Annotated in this window: 16 protein-coding genes; 7 read left to right on the top strand and 9 right to left on the bottom strand. The window is 43.1% G+C overall.

Annotated features, from left to right (window positions below):
• Nucleotides 1-9: 9 nt before the first annotated feature.
• Complete coding sequence (locus tag ACXAFV_RS09860) at nucleotides 10-534, bottom strand: superoxide dismutase family protein (protein ID WP_475126168.1); 525 nt, start codon at nucleotides 532-534, stop codon at nucleotides 10-12.
• 296 nt (nucleotides 535-830) lie between these two features.
• On the opposite strand from ACXAFV_RS09860, the gene ACXAFV_RS09855 reads away from it, so the two are divergent.
• Nucleotides 831-1,793: a S8 family peptidase gene (locus ACXAFV_RS09855; RefSeq protein ID WP_475126166.1), complete on the top strand. Its 963-nt coding sequence runs from the start codon at nucleotides 831-833 to the stop codon at nucleotides 1,791-1,793.
• A gap of 81 nt (nucleotides 1,794-1,874) precedes the next feature.
• Here the strand turns inward: ACXAFV_RS09855 and ACXAFV_RS09850 are convergent, their stop codons facing one another.
• On the bottom strand, nucleotides 1,875-2,120 hold the full coding sequence (locus tag ACXAFV_RS09850; protein WP_175986715.1) for a YkuS family protein: 246 nt from the start codon (nucleotides 2,118-2,120) through the stop codon (nucleotides 1,875-1,877).
• Nucleotides 2,121-2,683: 563 nt separating this feature from the next.
• On the opposite strand from ACXAFV_RS09850, the gene ACXAFV_RS09845 reads away from it, so the two are divergent.
• Nucleotides 2,684-3,118: a ferritin-like domain-containing protein gene (locus ACXAFV_RS09845; protein WP_475126164.1), complete on the top strand. Its 435-nt coding sequence runs from the start codon at nucleotides 2,684-2,686 to the stop codon at nucleotides 3,116-3,118.
• A gap of 42 nt (nucleotides 3,119-3,160) precedes the next feature.
• Here the strand turns inward: ACXAFV_RS09845 and ACXAFV_RS09840 are convergent, their stop codons facing one another.
• A complete protein-coding gene (locus ACXAFV_RS09840) occupies nucleotides 3,161-5,437 on the bottom strand; it encodes a helicase C-terminal domain-containing protein (RefSeq protein WP_475126163.1) in 2,277 nt (758 codons plus the stop codon).
• Between the two features lie 103 nt (nucleotides 5,438-5,540).
• Between ACXAFV_RS09840 and ACXAFV_RS09835 the strand changes: the two genes are divergently transcribed.
• Nucleotides 5,541-6,143, top strand: coding sequence for a YczE/YyaS/YitT family protein (locus ACXAFV_RS09835; RefSeq protein WP_475126161.1), 603 nt, complete (start codon nucleotides 5,541-5,543; stop codon nucleotides 6,141-6,143).
• Between the two features lie 372 nt (nucleotides 6,144-6,515).
• Here ACXAFV_RS09835 and ACXAFV_RS09830 read toward each other — a convergent pair whose 3' ends face one another.
• Nucleotides 6,516-7,802, bottom strand: a complete 1,287-nt coding sequence (locus ACXAFV_RS09830) for an ATP-binding protein (protein WP_475126160.1) — start codon at nucleotides 7,800-7,802, stop codon at nucleotides 6,516-6,518.
• A gap of 215 nt (nucleotides 7,803-8,017) precedes the next feature.
• The gene (locus ACXAFV_RS09825) at nucleotides 8,018-9,067 is read right to left on the bottom strand and encodes a P-loop NTPase family protein (RefSeq protein ID WP_475126159.1); all 1,050 of its coding nucleotides are present in this window, start codon (nucleotides 9,065-9,067) and stop codon (nucleotides 8,018-8,020) included.
• Between the two features lie 323 nt (nucleotides 9,068-9,390).
• Here ACXAFV_RS09825 and ACXAFV_RS09820 point away from each other — a divergent pair, with 323 nt between their 5' ends.
• From ACXAFV_RS09820 to ACXAFV_RS09810, 3 genes are all read left to right on the top strand, one after another.
• Nucleotides 9,391-10,329, top strand: a complete 939-nt coding sequence (locus tag ACXAFV_RS09820; protein WP_475126158.1) for a glycerophosphodiester phosphodiesterase family protein — start codon at nucleotides 9,391-9,393, stop codon at nucleotides 10,327-10,329.
• A 206-nt stretch (nucleotides 10,330-10,535) separates the two neighbouring features.
• Nucleotides 10,536-10,862: a cyclic-phosphate processing receiver domain-containing protein gene (locus ACXAFV_RS09815; RefSeq protein ID WP_175986703.1), complete on the top strand. Its 327-nt coding sequence runs from the start codon at nucleotides 10,536-10,538 to the stop codon at nucleotides 10,860-10,862.
• A gap of 121 nt (nucleotides 10,863-10,983) precedes the next feature.
• Nucleotides 10,984-12,057 carry an aromatic acid exporter family protein gene (locus tag ACXAFV_RS09810; RefSeq protein ID WP_475126157.1) on the top strand — a complete coding sequence of 358 codons (1,074 nt, stop codon included), beginning with the start codon at nucleotides 10,984-10,986 and terminating at the stop codon, nucleotides 12,055-12,057.
• A gap of 50 nt (nucleotides 12,058-12,107) precedes the next feature.
• On the opposite strand, the gene ACXAFV_RS09805 is transcribed toward ACXAFV_RS09810, so the two are convergent.
• Together ACXAFV_RS09805 and ACXAFV_RS09800 are read right to left on the bottom strand one after the other, a co-directional pair.
• Complete coding sequence (locus tag ACXAFV_RS09805) at nucleotides 12,108-13,277, bottom strand: acyl-CoA dehydrogenase family protein (RefSeq protein ID WP_475126156.1); 1,170 nt, start codon at nucleotides 13,275-13,277, stop codon at nucleotides 12,108-12,110.
• Between the two features lie 148 nt (nucleotides 13,278-13,425).
• On the bottom strand, nucleotides 13,426-14,883 hold the full coding sequence (locus ACXAFV_RS09800) for an alanine/glycine:cation symporter family protein (protein ID WP_475126155.1): 1,458 nt from the start codon (nucleotides 14,881-14,883) through the stop codon (nucleotides 13,426-13,428).
• Nucleotides 14,884-15,065: 182 nt separating this feature from the next.
• On the opposite strand from ACXAFV_RS09800, the gene ACXAFV_RS09795 reads away from it, so the two are divergent.
• Nucleotides 15,066-15,314, top strand: coding sequence for an alpha/beta-type small acid-soluble spore protein (locus ACXAFV_RS09795; RefSeq protein WP_446245148.1), 249 nt, complete (start codon nucleotides 15,066-15,068; stop codon nucleotides 15,312-15,314).
• A gap of 45 nt (nucleotides 15,315-15,359) precedes the next feature.
• Here the strand turns inward: ACXAFV_RS09795 and ACXAFV_RS09790 are convergent, their stop codons facing one another.
• A complete protein-coding gene (locus ACXAFV_RS09790; protein WP_475126154.1) occupies nucleotides 15,360-15,884 on the bottom strand; it encodes a DUF421 domain-containing protein in 525 nt (174 codons plus the stop codon).
• A gap of 24 nt (nucleotides 15,885-15,908) precedes the next feature.
• A complete protein-coding gene (locus ACXAFV_RS09785) occupies nucleotides 15,909-16,514 on the bottom strand; it encodes a uracil-DNA glycosylase (RefSeq protein WP_475126917.1) in 606 nt (201 codons plus the stop codon).
• Between the last annotated feature and the right edge of the window lie 58 nt (nucleotides 16,515-16,572).

Genomic DNA, 16,572 nt, shown 5'->3' with positions numbered 1-16,572 from the left:
ATTATTTTATTACATTCCATACTTCATGATCACTCCGCAGCCAAGCCTCTTCCCTGCATCCCCGGAAGGCTGGGATCTATAGTCATCCGGGTTTTGGTGGATGATCACTCCTTTTCCGATGACATCGTCCACTTTGAACCTGTTCGTAAAGAAGGACATTTTACTGTAGCCATCGTTGGAGAACAGCACCGGAAAATCTCCTGCGTGATTTCCGTGCGGCTGATTATCCGGATTCCAATGTCCTCCTGCAGATTGAAAAGGATCCTCCTTATCTCCGACTTCACATACTCCTTTTTCATGAAGATGAAAGCCATGCGGCCCAACTGGCTTTTTATCCCCGCTTCCTTTTTGATACTGCGGCAGCCCATTTACCTCTATGAATGCTTCAACTCCATTCGGAACTTCCCGAAAAAAGACATATCCGTTTAGTTTGGGAGCGAGTGGTCCTCCCTGAATCATGGCATATGCCATCGCAGGCAGATTTCTATAAGGATAATATGAATAGGCAGGATAGCCGTATTGATAATAATTCATCGATGCCTCCTCCTTCACTGTGTCCCTCATAACCACTTTATGAACGAGAAGAGACGGTCATGCCAATTCATTCAAACGTTTGTTTAAACGCCCCCGGCCTTTTGTTATCAACCATTTCAGAGTTAATCAAACGTTTGTTTAAATTTCAGCTCTGTTAACCACACATACTGCCCTAAAATAAGTGGCTTTATTTTCCTATTACAAAATACACTGGAAATCTCGTCCGAAAAATGTTATATTTTCTGAAACTTCAGATTTTTCCTCAACGTAAAATACCATTTTCAGGAGGGATTGCTATGCAAAGTGAAATCAGGTTAATTCCATATTTCATGGATGAAATGGTGGCTGATACGAATGAAATTCCTAAAGGCATCGATTTAATCCAAGCTCCAAGCCTATGGAAAAATGGTTATAAAGGAAATGGAATAACGGTTGCGGTTCTTGATACAGGTTGTGATGTAAACCATCCTGACCTGAAAGGAAAAGTAAAAGGCTGGCGGAATTTCACGGATGATGACGAAGGTGCAGAAGATAATGTGACAGACTATAGTGGTCACGGAACGCATGTAGCAGGTACAATCGCTGCGAGTGAAAATGGACAGGGCGTGATCGGCGTCGCTCCGCTCGCTGAACTGCTTGTCATTAAAGTGCTGGCGGGAAGCCGTGGCAGCGGGAAGTATGACTGGATTGTAAACGGAATCCAGTATGCAATCGACCAGGGTGCTGATATCATCTCCATGTCACTTGGAGGGCCGACCGACTATGAACCTTTGCATGAAGTGATCCAACGCGCTGTCGCTGCCAACATTTTAGTCGTTTGTGCAGCTGGAAATGAAGGAGATTCCAACAGCTCTACAGACGAATTCTCTTATCCTGCCTCTTATAATGAAGTCATCTCAGTCGGTTCGATTGACCTTCAAAGAAATTCTTCCTACTTTACCAATTCTAATAATGAAGTAGACTTGGTCGCACCAGGCGAAAAAATATTATCAACGATCCCTGGAGACAAATTCGCCAAGCTGAGCGGTACATCGATGGCAGCACCACACGTGTCAGGTGCCCTGGCTCTTATCAAAGAGTTTGAGCAGGCATCCTTTGCCCGAAACTTATCTGAACCAGAATTATATGCCCAGCTCATAAAACGGACAGTACCGTTAAACTTCCCAAAAACACTGGAAGGCAACGGCCTCCTGTACTTAACTGCCCCTGACCTCTTGAAGGAGCATATACGGAATCAGCCCTTGGCTCATATTGGATAAATTCTCTTACAAATCCTAATGAAAAACAGGACCGCCGATCGGCGGTCCTGCTTGTTGTTGGAATAGTCATTATTCGTTGAACTATTGAAGTCTGCTTTCAACTTGCTGACATACTTCGTCAGCGCTTAGTCCGCTTGCTTCAATAACAGACCCTTGTGTTGCTGCGTTCTGGATGCCCATCACGTTAGAGTCGATCCCTGTTACAACGCAGCAGTCACAGCCTTGAGCATCTGATTCCTGTTTAAGTTCTACAACATCATGCCCTTTTTCACGTAAGGCCTGCACAACATTTTGTAAAGATTCTTCTACACCAATTCTTCTTGCCATATCTGTATACCTCCAATTTTTATCAAGCTCCGGCGGCCACCCGCCTCCGCTTTCATATTTCTAACATTAGGATTTTCCTTCCGCGAAAAAGATATTCATCAAACTTATTAAGTTTTTAAGTTTGCCCTCTAGCTCTAGGATGTCGAATTAACGGACACTGTTAATTCGGCTTTCACCGGTTCCAGCTGTTGATTGGAGTGCAAGACGAAGACTCCTAACGGAAAAGCGGAGGGGCTTTGCCCAGAGGCGTGTGGCATAAGACGAATCGGCCACGAAGGCGTTTTTTGCCTTATTGGTCGGTTTGGCTTATGACATGTGCCTCTACTGGACAAGTCCTTCCTAGGAATAACAGAGGCTCACCAACCCACCGCGGAAAGCGTAGTCTTGCACGGAAATCAACAGCGGTGATAGCAGGCTGGCCTAAGCATGATAAAAACATGTTTAGAAACGCTCATTCGAGACAAAATAACGAAGAGTGATTCAAATCAAATTGGATATGTTTACTTGCCAACTCACGCGGGTAAATAGTCTATATAATCAATAAACAAAAGGGTGGTAACTTAATGGATGCAAAGAAAAAAGAATTAATCGATGGTTTAAATGAAGATTTAGCAAATGAATATGCAGCAGTCATTCTGTATACTAACTACGCTGCAGTAGTCAGCGGTTTATACCGCCAAATATTAAAGCCTTTCTTCGAAGAGGAAATTCCTGATGAGCAGGGACACGCTTTATACTTAGCAGAAAAAATAAAGACTCTTGGAGGAGATCCAACAACGACTCCAGCCCCAGTCAAGCAGACGGATGATGTAAAGGAAATGCTTGAAGAAGGCCGCAGAGCGGAAGCAGATACAATCGAACGCTATAAAAAACGTAAAGAACAGGCTGAAGAATTAGGATTGACTGAGCTTGTCATCAAGCTTGAGGATATGATTGCAGATGAAACGCATCACCTTGAAGAATTCGACCGTCTTTTAAAAGACCCTTCTTTCAGCTAATTTAAAAAAGACCGCCCCGGAGCGGTCTTTTTTTATTTCGAGTTATCTTATGACTTTATACGGCGTCCATTCATCAGGCAGCAGCCTACTATATTTCGGGGTTACATAACGGTCATCAATCAACCTTAAAACACCTGTATCTCCTTCTGAGCGGATCAGCCTTCCCGCTGATTGAAACACTTTGTTTAGACCAGGATATACATAAACATAATCAAACCCATTCTTACCGTTCTCTTCATAGTATTCTTTCATCATGTCCTGCTCCATTCCCGGTTGAGGCAACCCCACACCGACAATGACCACGCCATTCAATCGATCCCCTTTCAAATCGATCCCTTCAGAGAAAATCCCTCCCAGCACGGCCAGTCCAATCACACGTTTTTCCGAATGGGTCTGAAAGCGTTGAAGAAATGCTTCTCTTTCTTCTTCGCCCATATTTGCTTCCTGTATGAGGTAATCGGCCTCCAGTGAATGTTCCTTTAATTTCTCATACGCTTCCCTCATATAAGCATACGATGAAAAGAACACTAGGAAATGACCTCTATTATTTGAAAAAACATCCGCAATCGATTGAACGATTCGCGGTAATGTCCGTTCTCTGTCCTTGTATCGAGTCGAAATCGGATGGACTTCCACCTTCCATTGTTCCTTTTCAAAAGGTGAAGGGATCAGGAATCGATAATCCTGTTCACTGCCTCCCAGCTGCTGATAATAATAAGAAAATGGATAAAGGGTAGCTGAAAAGAAAATGGAGGAATGATAGGGCTTTGTTACACCTGCTATCAATCTGGAAGGATCGATGCAAAAGAGTTTCACCGTCAGGTCTTTTCCAGACGAATCAAGGACAAAGCGGTGTTCGTCTGAGTAAAGCCTGGATATCCTGACAAAATGAAGGGAATCAAAGTATAATTGCAGGAAGCTCTGTGACCACTCTTTCCCCTGCTCCCCTAAACATTTCTCTGCGGTTTCCACAAAAGCTTCGATTTCTGCCGTAAGCTCCTGGTCTTTTTCTGCTTTCCATTCTCCCTCATTTTTCATTTCTTTTTTGATAGAAAGAAAATGCTTGTTTACAGTATTAATGCTCTTCTTTAGAGCTTCATGTTCATGATGAAGCTGCTTCACTTCCAGGAAAGAGGATTTGGTTAAAGAAGCCGAAAACATCTCCCTTCCCCTGTTCACCAGATTATGCGATTCATCAATCAAAAGCACAGTCTTTTTCTTGCTCTCCTCCCCTAATCTCTTCAAGGATACTTTTGGATCAAAGACATAATTATAATCGCAGATCACTCCGTCGACTAAATAGGAGAGGTCAATCGAAAATTCGAAGGGACAAACCTTATGGTCCAGTGCGTATTGCTCGATAACCTCGCGGCTCATAACCGTTTCGTGACTGAGGATATCGATAAGAGCCCCGTTAATTCGGTCGTAATAGCCATCTGCAAATTCACAATATTCTTTTTGGCATTTGGTTTCTTCTTTGAAACAGATTTTATCTTTTGCCGTGATCGTCACCGAGGTTTGATGCAGCCCTTGTTCTTCAAGCAATAACAATGCCTCTTCAGCCACCGTTCGCGTGATCGTTTTTGCCGTTAAGTAGAACCACTTCTCCGGTCCTTGACCACTCATTCCTTTCACTGCAGGAAAAAGTGTGGATATCGTCTTTCCTGTGCCAGTCGGGGCATTCGCATAAAGTGATTTTTCTTCGGTGATTGTCTTATAAACCGCTCCGGCAAGCTGCTTTTGTCCTTTTCTGAATGTCGGGTACGGGAATGAAGCCTCAGAGATGCTGTCCCGGAATTTTTTTCGATTTTTAACGATCACTTTTGCAAATGGCGTAAAAGCAGTAAGTGTACTTCGGACGATGTCTTCGAGGTCTGTGATGGAATACGTTCTTTCCAGGATCTTTACTTGCTCAGTATCGATTTGAATATACGTCAGCTGTACATCGATGAAGTCCAGTCTTCTTTCTTGGGCCAGCAGGTAAGCGTAGCACTCCGCCTGAGCCCAGTGTACACGCGAACCATTTTCTATATCAGACAGGTTTTTCGCAGTGGATTTGATTTCATCGATCCTTGTTTTTTCTTCATCATGTAAAATGCCGTCGCAGCGGCCTTCCAAGACGAAAGTGATTTCGTCGGATACGATCTCACCCTTTAGATAGACCTCTTTTTCATCTCCATCTTTATATCCTTTTTGCAACAGCTGATGCAGCCTCGTTCCGATTGTCATCGAAGAACGGGCTTGGAATTTCAAGTCGATGCTGCCTTCTTTATAAACGAATTCCACCAGTTCCCTGACGGACACCTTCACTTTTTCCACAACGTCTCACCTCGGCCTTCATTAAAAAAATACTTCTAAGTTATTGGGACAACTCATATTGTTGATAGTAGACTAATTTTTGAATCGAACGGAGGATAATAGAATGAAAGTAAGATTCGCCTTTTACTGCATCGGACTCATTTGTCTTTCTTTCGGTGTCTCTCTCATCATTAAAGGAAACCTGGGAGCAGCTCCATGGGATGCACTGGCCGTAGGGGAGTCTTACTTATTTCATCTCAGTATCGGGACATGCATCTTTCTGAATGGCTGCATACTCATCATCATCAACGCTCTGTTACTGAGAGAACGGATTCAATGGCTCGCTGCCCTGTCCATATTCATCATCGGAATGATGGTGGACTTTTGGATTAAAACTGGCCTTTTACACCTCGAGCCTTCAAGTTTCATCCAGCAGCTTTCTTTTGTCATCGCCGGGATAATGATTCTCGGCATTGGCATCGCCATCTACATGCAGGCAAAGCTTCCTTCCAGCCCGATGGATACGTTCATGATCGCGATTCACCAGCGCTTTGGCCTCAACCTTCGCAATGCACGCCTGCTCAACGAAGCAATCGCCATCACACTTGCCATGGTCGTACATGGAGCAGTCGGCATCGGAACTGTCATCGTCGCCTGCACCCTCGGATTCATCATTCATTTCTTCTATCCTATCATGGAACATATGTACGGTAAATGGAGTAATTAATAACTTTTGATAAGGTACTCCTGTGTCCGCCCACTGGGTGTGGGGCGTTGGATGGATATCTGACGAAAGCCTGCAGCTGAGAATTAACCGGTTAATAATGAGTGATTCACCACGAATAGATTGGGTAAAAAAGGAAAAACAATAGATTATTCTTCATTCTCGAGAGATTATTGGTGAAACTCATAGATTATAGTTAAAAAATGATAGATTAACTGTCAAATGTCATAGATTACTGCTCAAAACTCATAGATTCTCTCCCGATTCAGTGATCAAGGCGGCCCCAGATGCTTCTCCTGCCGGAAATCAATTAGAAATCTGCCCATTTTCATCACAAAATACAAAAAACACTTAGCCCTTCTAAGTGTTTTCCCCCTAAATCACATTCTCTTGTAATTCTTCTCCCGCTTCTTCTTTCTCTACCGGCAAATGAATGGTGACGCAAGTACCTTTATTGACTTCACTCTTGTAGTGCACTTCTCCGTCCAATGCTTCGATGATTCTTTTGAACACACTTGTCCCGAGACCCGTCCCCCGCGCTTTCGTGGTATAAAAAAGGGTTCCTATACGGGAGAGTTCATCTTTGGTCATCCCTTTACCCGTGTCTTGTATGGTAATGATTCCTTGATCGCTCTTCACTTCCAGATTCACACTGACCCTGCCCTGAGCCGGTGTTGCTTCAATCGCGTTTTTTATGACGTTTACAAACGCTTGCTTGAGCTTGTTTCGATCGGTATGTATAAATCCATTTTCTTTAAATTTCCCTTCAAGGAAGACTCCTTCTTTTAGCGCATAAGCATTCATCAACATGGTAACATCAGCTAACACTTCACGTATATTAACCTTTTCCACTTTTTCAAATTCAGGTTTGGCAAAATTGAGATAATCATTGATGATTTCTTCCGCCCTTCCCAGTTCACCAAGCACGATGGTCAGGTACTCATGGTGATCGCCTTTTACCTGTTTTTTCATTAACTGAAGGAATCCTTTCACGACTGTTAATGGATTTCTCACTTCATGGGCAATCGATGCAGCCAATTCTCCAATCGTATTAAGCTTTTCTGATTTTATGATTTCTTCTCTCATGATACTTTTTTCGATCATCCATTCATTCAGTCGTGCGGCCAGTCCCACTCCCAAGACTTGAATCCCGCCGAAAATCAGGACATAGGTTAACATTTCAGTATTCCCCGCCATCTGAACCCCTCGGATGAGTGCAAATGTAATTAGGATTACAAGCATAACAAAGGCTGGCCAAAATCCAAGGAGCACAGCAAATGTTATTCTTTTCTTCGGGGGATACGTCCAGAATTTATTTGATATGAAAAAAGGCAGGATTCCGGCTAAGAATACACTGACAAAGCCAAACAAGAGGGCATCCCCGCCATTTACAATCCTTGCTGCTAATATAAACAGAATGACGATCAGGCCTGATTTCCTGCCGCCATAAAGCATTGATAAAACCAAGGGAATATAGCGGAAATCCCAAAATAAACCAAAGCTTTCATAGGCAAAAATCATACAAGTAAAAGCTGCAATACCATGCAGAATCCCTATAAATACAGGTGACTTCCCTAGTCGATGTTGTTCTAATAAAGACGTCTGAATCAATATTGGAGCTATAATAATCAACACATGCAGTAATAATTTCTCAATAATCATTGATTAAACTCCCAGAATAAAATTTGGTATCAGTACTATACTCATACGACGTGTACTTATGGTAATCCTCTATTTGTCGACATTTAAATGAAAAAGTCGTTTCCCTAGGAGATTGCTCCTATTTACAAACGATAAAAAAACACCTTTATAAGGTGTTTGAACAGGGACTATTCTTTATCTGTCGCACCAATTAGAATAGCCCCCTTGTTAAGTTCTTAGCTTACTTTTCCTTTAAATTTTAATTCTACTGGTTTGAGGTGGTTGTAGTCCCCTGAAAGAATTTTTTCGATATCTTTAATGCTGTCCTGCACAGAAACCTGTTCCCCTTTGATGCGTGTGAATTCTTCTGCAACATGAAATGGCTGACTTAGATACGCTTCCAGTCTTTCCCCAATGGTGTAAAGCTCAAGATCCGCTTCCGGTATCTTATCTTTACCAAGAGAGTTTAATAGAACCCGGATCTCTTTATAGCGTCTTAACAGTTTTTTCGCCTTTCGATTTGCAGAAGTATGGCGATCTTCCAGACTTTCTTCCTCCACTAATAAAGAGGTGGATTGAACCGGATGGATTGCGGGATAGATGCCGCGGCTCGCCAGGTCGATATCGAAATAACACATCGTATCCAGAGGTCCATAAGGATCGTCTTCATCTACTGCAGTTCCGCTTGGATCAAATAATATCGTGGTTATATCCGGGTAGCCCTCCGCTTCAAACCGTTCTCTCATTTCATAGAGAGCTCCGGAAACCACAAATGAGCGGTCCACCTGTAAAATGACCTTCTCTTTCTCGTCTCTTAAAGAAACTTCAGCGAATGCATCCTCTATTGAATGCACCTTCGCGTCCACAAACCCTTCAAGGTCACTGAGCCCCATGTATTCCTGATCAGGTGTGAGCAAGATGGTTTCGAAACCCTTTTCTTTTAAGTTTTGAGTGATTTCCGCCAATACGACTAATTGGCCGACTTGAGCTCTTGCAACAAACCCGTTGATACCGCCTTTCACAATTGGAGCAAACAAATCAATCGATTTAATTCCCGTTTCAATCATACTTAATTTCCCTCCTTGAATAATTAATTCATCCAGTGAACAATTGGCGAGATTGGCCAAAGTAACCAAGGTTCTCACTTCTGCGCGTCCGACCGATATCTTACCGGTACAAAGATTTGAAACTGTTGCGGGTCTCAGGCCTACTGCTTTTGCGGCAGTTGTCAAATTAGGGACCCGGCGGCGAAGCAATGAAACATTCAATGATAAATTATCCTGCATATGAAAGCGCCTCCTTACTTTATAGAGTAATATATATTACGCTTAAATACAATAAAAATTTCTTTTTAAAGTAATTATTTTACTCCAAAAAGAAAAAATCCTTAAAATAGTCACAATTCTCCCTTACTTTCTCATTCTATTTGGACTGTTTTAGGTCGAGTGTCCTTTCAACGCGCAAAAAGCGGAATGAAGCGAAAAGGATCCCCTCCGGTTAACAGAGCCAATAAATTAATAAGAAAAACCATTCATGTCCTGCCCCCTCGCATAATAAACATTAAGGAAGAAGAATTCACTCGAACTACTCTGATAAAGGATGACTGACTATGACCCACCTTATACCCAGCCCCTCCCAACCAAAGCGAAGCAAACCAATCTTTTTGATATCACTTATCCTTTTTACCGGAATTTTCTTCTGCATTGCCTACTTCCTTCCGCGAGATCAGATACAAACCCATCCGTTTTTTGAAAGCGGACATAACAAACCACTTGTGATCGCCCACCAAGGCGGCAAGCTTCTTGCACCAGGCAATACAATAGAGGCCTTTCAAAATGCTGAAGAGCTCGGGGTCGATGTGATTGAAACAGATATACATATCACCAGGGACGGACATCTGGTGACCATTCATGACCCCACGGTTGATGCCACTACAGATGGACAGGGCTTTGTGGCTGATTACACGTTAAAAGAACTTCAGCGGTTAGACGCCGGCTATAGTTTTCAGGATGCTGGTGGGAATTATCCATATCGGGGGAAGGGTGTTTATATCCCTACCCTTGAAGAAGTGTTTCAGCGTTTCTCCCATATGAAAATAAATATTGAAATAAAAGATGACAATCCTCGTGAAAGAGTGGATGAAATAAACGAAAAATTGATGGAACTGATTGAGGAATATGGTATGGAGAATAGCGTCCTTGTTGCATCTTTCGATCAGGACATCATCGATCGCTTTCTTAAACAATCCGAAGGTCGTGTAGCTGTCCAGGGAGGAACACAAGAGGTGAAAAAATTTGTTATTCTGCACAAGCTTTTCTTGAGGAATCTTTACAAACCAAAAGTACATGCATTTCAGCTGCCGCTGCAAAGAGGTGGAGTTGACTTAACGGATCCGCGTCTCATTCACGATGCTCACCGCTTAAACCTTCATGTTCATTATTGGACAGTGAATGATCAAAAAACGATGAAACAACTGATTAAAGCTGGTGCAGAAGGTATTATAACCGACCGTCCCGACCTCCTTTTGGATCTCCTGGAAAATAGATAAAAGGGAATGGAGCTTGAAGGTGCATGTCTTCTACAGAAATCCTTGTCTTTTCTGAAACTTCAACAGATTTTTCAAGCTTCATATACAAGTCATTTATCATACTTGTACAATAACATAATACGTTCGATAGTTCTTTATACCTATATAAGAATGTCTAATAGTCTGTTAGGGTGAAGGTAAGTCAAATCAACGAAAGTAGAATAATTATGACAGTAAATGTGTTTTTGGATGATTATCGACACTGTCCCCAAGGTTACATTCTTGCGAAAGACATCGATGAATGTATCGACCTGCTGAAGAGGTTTTCTATCTCTCACCTTTCATTGGATCATGACTTGGAATGCAAAACGAGAAATGGACTCATGCTTGTGCATTACATGGTTAAACATCAACTGTTCGCTGAATCCATCACGATTCATTCGGCAAACTCTGTTGCCGGTAAACAAATGTTCAGGTATTTAAAAGAGGCTCAAAATGACAATTTAATGCCTCGGACGATCCGTGTTTCATTGCGGCCGTTACCTCTTAGATAATTCATATTAAAGAACTGTTCATTGGGAGCAGTTCTTTTTTGGTTTTTAAAGCTTTTTTCTTTTCCGAATGTTTTTCTATATAATGGATAGAAGAGATATTTTCCAGAAAGGGTAGTAGATGATGAATTTCCTTAAAAGATTCAGGTTCGCGGGCGGAAGAATCGCGAAGACCGGAATTGCGGTTTTTCTGACGGCTTTTGTCTGTGAACTGTTAAATTGGCCGGCAATGTTTGCAGTCATTACGGCGATTGTGACAATTGAGCCTACTGCAGCTGATTCAATCAAAAAAGCGTTTATACGTTTTCCTGCATCCGCACTCGGTGCCTTATTTGCTGTAATCATTTCTCCTTTACTGGGAGATCACGCGATAACGTATGCCCTCGTTGCCATTTTAACGATTATAACCTGTCATAAGCTGCGTTTGGATGCCGGGATACTTGTTGCCACTTTGACAGGAATTGCGATGATCCCGACGATTCATGATCATTACATAGCAACATTCTTTACTAGACTTGCCACAACCAGTTTGGGGCTGATTGTCTCTACCTTGGTGAATCTGTGGATTTTGCCTCCGAAATATTCACCGATGATCAGCCGGAATATCCATGACTTGTACGTGAAAACCGGGAATTTATTAGAGAAAAGAGGGAATGAAATTCTCCAAGGTCACTCTTTGCATCGTGACACCAAGCTGATTTTTAATGACATTACGCGTGAAATTGATAAAACGAATATCCTCTGCGAGTATGAGAAAGAGGAAATGAAGCTCCACCGCTCAAGTCGTAAAGAGCTGCGGAACCATCATTATCAGTTCAAGAAGCTCAACCTCTTACGGCAAATCCATTTTCACATTGGAAATCTCATTTATCTACCGGTCCAGAATGAGTCCTTCACTCAGCAAGAGAAGGACAAGATTCTTCAGGCTATTCATTCTCTTAAGAATATCATGCATCATCCTTCTTACGACATGCAGGAGGGGCATTTCATCCTGATGAAAGATCTCCTGCAGGAATTCTGGGAGGATCACGATGAGCTGCACAGCAAGCCTTTTCGATCGATCAGGCATCATTTTTCCTGCGAGACCGTTTTACTTTACGAACTGCTGTCCATCCATGATTTATTGGAAGAATTAAATGAACTGCACGTACTTGAAAAACAACATGAAAACGTCTTGGAAAAGACATTGCAAACTTAAAAGGATCGCTCGGAATCTTTCTTCCTTAGCGATCCTTTTCTTCGTATTACTTATCCATTTAATGCTCTACCCGCAAGCATGGATATGACCATGTCATCCATCGGCGGATTATGGAGGCCGGCTCTCACATCCCGGTAATAACGCTGCATCGGGTTTGACCTGAACAGGCTTCTGGCGCCGACAATTCTCATGGCAGTATCCACAATCTGAAAAGCACTGTTCGTTACGATATGCTTTACAGAAGCCAGTTCTGCTGCCATTGCTGCGCGTTTATCCGGTTCTTTCACCCACCGATCGGCGGTTGAATATAGAATCTGTCTTGCTTTAAAGAGCTCCAATTCGATTTCGCCGATTTTCCTTTGAACCTCCGGCACATCCTTTATGGGACCAGGCAGGCTGTTAGGTGAATACTCTTTCGCAAATCGGATGGCTTCATTCCTGGCGGCAATCGCCACACCTATATAGCAGGCGGGAATATGCAGGAGCCAGGCTTTTGGAAGTCCCTCCCCGGCATCCTTTTTGCCGCTGTCACGTTCGACCAAGGCGGTTGAAGGAAGAGAAACATCAATAAGGACAAGATCGTCACTCCCTGTCCCTCTCATGGAAATTGTATCCCAGGTCTCTTCTATGGTTACTCCCTCCAGGGAATGGTCTACGAGAAAGAATCCCTTTTCTTCGGAATCCCCGATCCGGGCTGATACTAAAGAATAATCCAACGCTTTAGCCATTGAAGTGAATGTTTTACGTCCGGTCAATACCCATCCTTCTTCTGTTTCCACTGCTTTTGTTTCAGGGAGACCTCCGCGTGTCGGGCTTCCTGTAGCCGGTTCTGTTGCCGCGCGGTTAATCAGGGCCTGGTCTTCAACGATTTTGGCACAGAGGGTTTTGAATGTTTCTTCCTTCCATGGACGATTTTCAGTAAGTTCCATCAAACCTCCCAAATGCCATCCGATCGATAGTGAAGTCGCCGCATCTCCTGTGGCAAGCCTTTCCTGAAGCATCACCAGTTCATACAAACTGATTTCTTCTCCCCCATACTCCTTGGGCACGCTCAATGATACATAACCGGATTTCTTTAAATCAGTGTAATTTTCAAAAGGAAATGCCTCTTCCCGGTCATATCGTTCAGCACGTTTTGCAAAAGAATCTGCAAGCTTCCCCGCTAATTCAAGCAATTTCTGCTGACGTTCATTTTGAAGATAAGGTTCATATAAATCCATTTGGATCCTCCTTCGGTCGACAGTAACTTACTTCTATGATAATCAATCTTCTTTCGCGACTCAAAGATTTTGTCCTACTAAACCGATCAGAAATAAAAACAAAAAAACCTGCTGCATGATGTAACATGCAGCAGGTTCTTTTTCTTATTTAAGAAGCACTTTCTTCTTTATCCACTTTATATTCCTGTTCCCAATACTCAGCGTTTTTGATACCAAGTTTTGTGGAGTTAAAGACTGGATCAAGACCTTGTTTCTTCTGTTCCTCGTAATCTTTCAGGGCACGAAGCGCAGGTTTCGCAAGGATCAGAATGGCGATCAAGTTCAGCCATACCATGATTCCAAGACCGATATCCCCAAGCGCCCAGGCAAGTGCTGCCTCTTTGACAGCTCCATAGAACGTAACACCAAGCAGGACGAATTTTAGCAGGGTAATGGCTACTTTTGTATTTTTACCTCTTAATAAATACGCTACATTTGTTTCGGCCATGTAGTAGTATGCCATGATTGTTGTAAAGGCAAAGAAGAATAAGGCAATCGCTACAAACGATGCACCGAAACCAGGGAGAACGGATTCAATCGCAGCCTGCGTATAGCCAGGACCTGCTTCAACGCCTTCCAAGTTCGTGACAATTGGTGTCCCATCAGGTTTTTCTACATTGTAGGCACCTGTGAATAGAATCATGAATGCCGTTGCAGAACATACAAGTAACGTATCAATATAAACAGAAGATGCCTGCACCAAGCCTTGTTTGGCTGGGTGGGAAACTTCAGCAGCCGCTGCATGGTGTGGTCCTGTACCCTGACCGGCTTCATTTGAATAGACTCCACGTTTTACTCCCCATGCAATCGCACTACCGATAATTCCACCAAATGCCGCATCTGCTCCAAAGGCACTGCTGAATATAAGCTTGATTACCGCAGGGATCTCAGTGATATTCATACCCACGATCACCAAAGCTAAAAGGATGTAAGCAATCGCCATGAATGGAACGACATAAGCAGCTACCATGGCAATTCGCTTGACTCCTCCAAAGATGATCACAGCAAGAAGTACAACAAGCGCCAATCCAGTTACTGTCGTACTGAGGCCGAATGCATTCTCAAGTCCCAACGCGATGGAATTCGATTGGATTCCCGGCATTAAAACCCCGATTGCAAGTAAAGTGGCCAACGAGAATAATACCGCGTACCATTTCCAGCCGATCCCTTTTTCAATATAGTAGGCCGGTCCCCCGCGGTACTCACCATCCTGTTTTACTTTGTAAATCTGAGCTAGTGTCGATTCGATAAAGGCACTGCTCGCACCGATAAATGCGATTGTCCACATCCAGAATACCGCACCCGGTCCTCCAAACGCGATGGCAGTTGCTGTACCAGCAATATTACCCGTTCCTACACGACCGGACAGCGAAAGTGCAAGAGACTGGAATGAGGATACCCCTGCTTTTGAGCTGCTCCCCCTGAACATCTGTACTACCATGTCCTTAATGAGACGCACCTGCAAAAACCTTGTTAAAATAGAAAATAAAAGACCTACACCCAAACAAAAGTAAATCATGACAGGTGACCACAGAATGCCCACCAATTTGCCTACAAATTCTTCCACAGTGTTTCCCCCTTTTCTCCTAAAATTATCTAACTATTAAGAATTATATTTTATTTGACACAAATTAGACAATCTTTTTTTATCCGTGAAAAAGCCGTTATACCCAAAAACCCTTATACGACAAGACCCGGCCTGTATAAAAAAAATTTTTGGGCAATCTAAGATGAAAAGGAGGATTAAATATGTCGAGACGAAAACTTTTAGTACCAGAAGCCCGTGAAGCAATGGATCAGCTGAAAGCCAGGGTTTCCGGAGTGAATGATCCAAAAGAAGCAAAATTTGAAGCCGCCAGGGAACAGGGAATCCCTTTGGATAAAGGGTACAATGGGAAACTGACATCTGAACAAGCCGGTAAGATTGGCGGAAGGATGGGCGGGAATATGGTCAAGGAATTAGTGCGGATGGCGCAGGAAAATTTAAATAAGAAGTGAATGAATAACTAGACACTAAAATGGACTGAAATCCTTATCGCGATTTCAGTCCATTTCTTTCGTATATCCAAATGCATGCTCCATCATATGAGGATCTACTTGTGAAGCTCTCCCGATAACTGAAAACCCACCGTCACTTTCAAGAACGACCATGTTCACTTCTTTAAGAGACCCATAACCTGATTGACGTACAGCTTGGAGGACTTCCCTCTTCGTAATCCGCTCCTTCTTCAGCACGTCCTCATTGAAGTGATCTCCGTAATAAAGCAAGGCCGGGGAAGATTTCAGCAGATAACTGAACGTTTCAGAGCGGGCTGACATCCAAGTGCCGATAAACTGCAAAGCGATTAATACTGAAATGGCAGCCAATCCTTCTATCAATGGCACTTTCTTGTTCAGGAGAATCTGAGCCAGCACGGCGCCGATCGATACGGTTACGACAAGGTCGTACGCATTCATCTTTGACAGTGTTCTTTTTCCGGAAATTCTCAACACTGCAACCAGTGAGACATAAGCAAGAACCCCAACAATCAAAATCCGGTAAATTCCATACAAGCTTCCCAAAACCATCCTCTACCTCCTCTCTTCATTTCTTCATTTCTTACTCTGTAATATTTTCTTCAGCTCATCCAAATCTTCATACACTTTCTCAAGAAGCGACCTGTTATAAAAGATGGACGCAGGATGAAAGGTCGGAAAAATGGAGTATTCCTTTTCACTAAGCGTCCATTCATTGGTTTCCATATCCTTCAGCTGCCTGACAGGTGCTTGGATCAGCGTTCCATGAACTTCTGATATCGTATATTTTTTACCTAATAACCTTTGCAGGCCAATGTTCCCAACGGTTACGATCTGCTTGGGGTTAACATGCTGAATTTCATAATCGACGATTGGCGCGTGAGCAATCTGCTCCTTCATATTCGGTGCCCGATTGTATTTCTTTTCGATGATTTCACCATTCGGCCCCGCTTTTTTAGGAACGACTTTGTAAGGTCTGCTTCTCACGGTCGACGTAAAGTAAATATCCTCCCTTGAAACACCCAGGTAATCAAAAAACTCATTCAAGACCTTCCCGGCCCGTCCGCTGAACGGAATGCCATTATGAATTTCCGTTTCCCCGGGCGCTTCTCCTACAATCATGATTTCAGGATTCTTCGGACCGCGGCCATAGACAAATCCTTCGCAATGATAGGGCTCCATTCTTTTCTTGCAGCGTTCAACCAAATCCTTCGGCAGCACATTCATCATCCTCTTCTTG

This window comes from Rossellomorea sp. ABR4_012 (assembly GCF_056159545.1).
The sequence above is the reverse complement of the archived record's forward strand: the minus strand, read 5'-3'. Positions and strand labels throughout refer to the sequence as shown.

Excerpts from the sequence above, each read along its gene's own strand:
- ACXAFV_RS09810 (WP_475126157.1), top strand. The coding sequence starts at position 10,984 with ATGAATTTCCTTAAAAGATTCAGGTTCGCGGGCGGAAGAATCGCGAAG.
- ACXAFV_RS09820 (WP_475126158.1), top strand. The coding sequence starts at position 9,391 with ATGACCCACCTTATACCCAGCCCCTCCCAACCAAAGCGAAGCAAACCA.
- ACXAFV_RS09860 (WP_475126168.1), bottom strand. The coding sequence starts at position 534 with ATGAATTATTATCAATACGGCTATCCTGCCTATTCATATTATCCTTAT.
- ACXAFV_RS09785 (WP_475126917.1), bottom strand. The coding sequence starts at position 16,514 with ATGGAGCCCTATCATTGCGAAGGATTTGTCTATGGCCGCGGTCCGAAG.
- ACXAFV_RS09825 (WP_475126159.1), bottom strand. The coding sequence starts at position 9,067 with ATGCAGGATAATTTATCATTGAATGTTTCATTGCTTCGCCGCCGGGTC.
- ACXAFV_RS09790 (WP_475126154.1), bottom strand. The coding sequence starts at position 15,884 with ATGGTTTTGGGAAGCTTGTATGGAATTTACCGGATTTTGATTGTTGGG.
- ACXAFV_RS09835 (WP_475126161.1), top strand. The coding sequence starts at position 5,541 with ATGAAAGTAAGATTCGCCTTTTACTGCATCGGACTCATTTGTCTTTCT.
- ACXAFV_RS09805 (WP_475126156.1), bottom strand. The coding sequence starts at position 13,277 with ATGGATTTATATGAACCTTATCTTCAAAATGAACGTCAGCAGAAATTG.
- ACXAFV_RS09815 (WP_175986703.1), top strand. The coding sequence starts at position 10,536 with ATGACAGTAAATGTGTTTTTGGATGATTATCGACACTGTCCCCAAGGT.
- ACXAFV_RS09830 (WP_475126160.1), bottom strand. The coding sequence starts at position 7,802 with ATGATTATTGAGAAATTATTACTGCATGTGTTGATTATTATAGCTCCA.
- ACXAFV_RS09850 (WP_175986715.1), bottom strand. The coding sequence starts at position 2,120 with ATGGCAAGAAGAATTGGTGTAGAAGAATCTTTACAAAATGTTGTGCAG.
- ACXAFV_RS09855 (WP_475126166.1), top strand. The coding sequence starts at position 831 with ATGCAAAGTGAAATCAGGTTAATTCCATATTTCATGGATGAAATGGTG.
- ACXAFV_RS09795 (WP_446245148.1), top strand. The coding sequence starts at position 15,066 with ATGTCGAGACGAAAACTTTTAGTACCAGAAGCCCGTGAAGCAATGGAT.
- ACXAFV_RS09845 (WP_475126164.1), top strand. The coding sequence starts at position 2,684 with ATGGATGCAAAGAAAAAAGAATTAATCGATGGTTTAAATGAAGATTTA.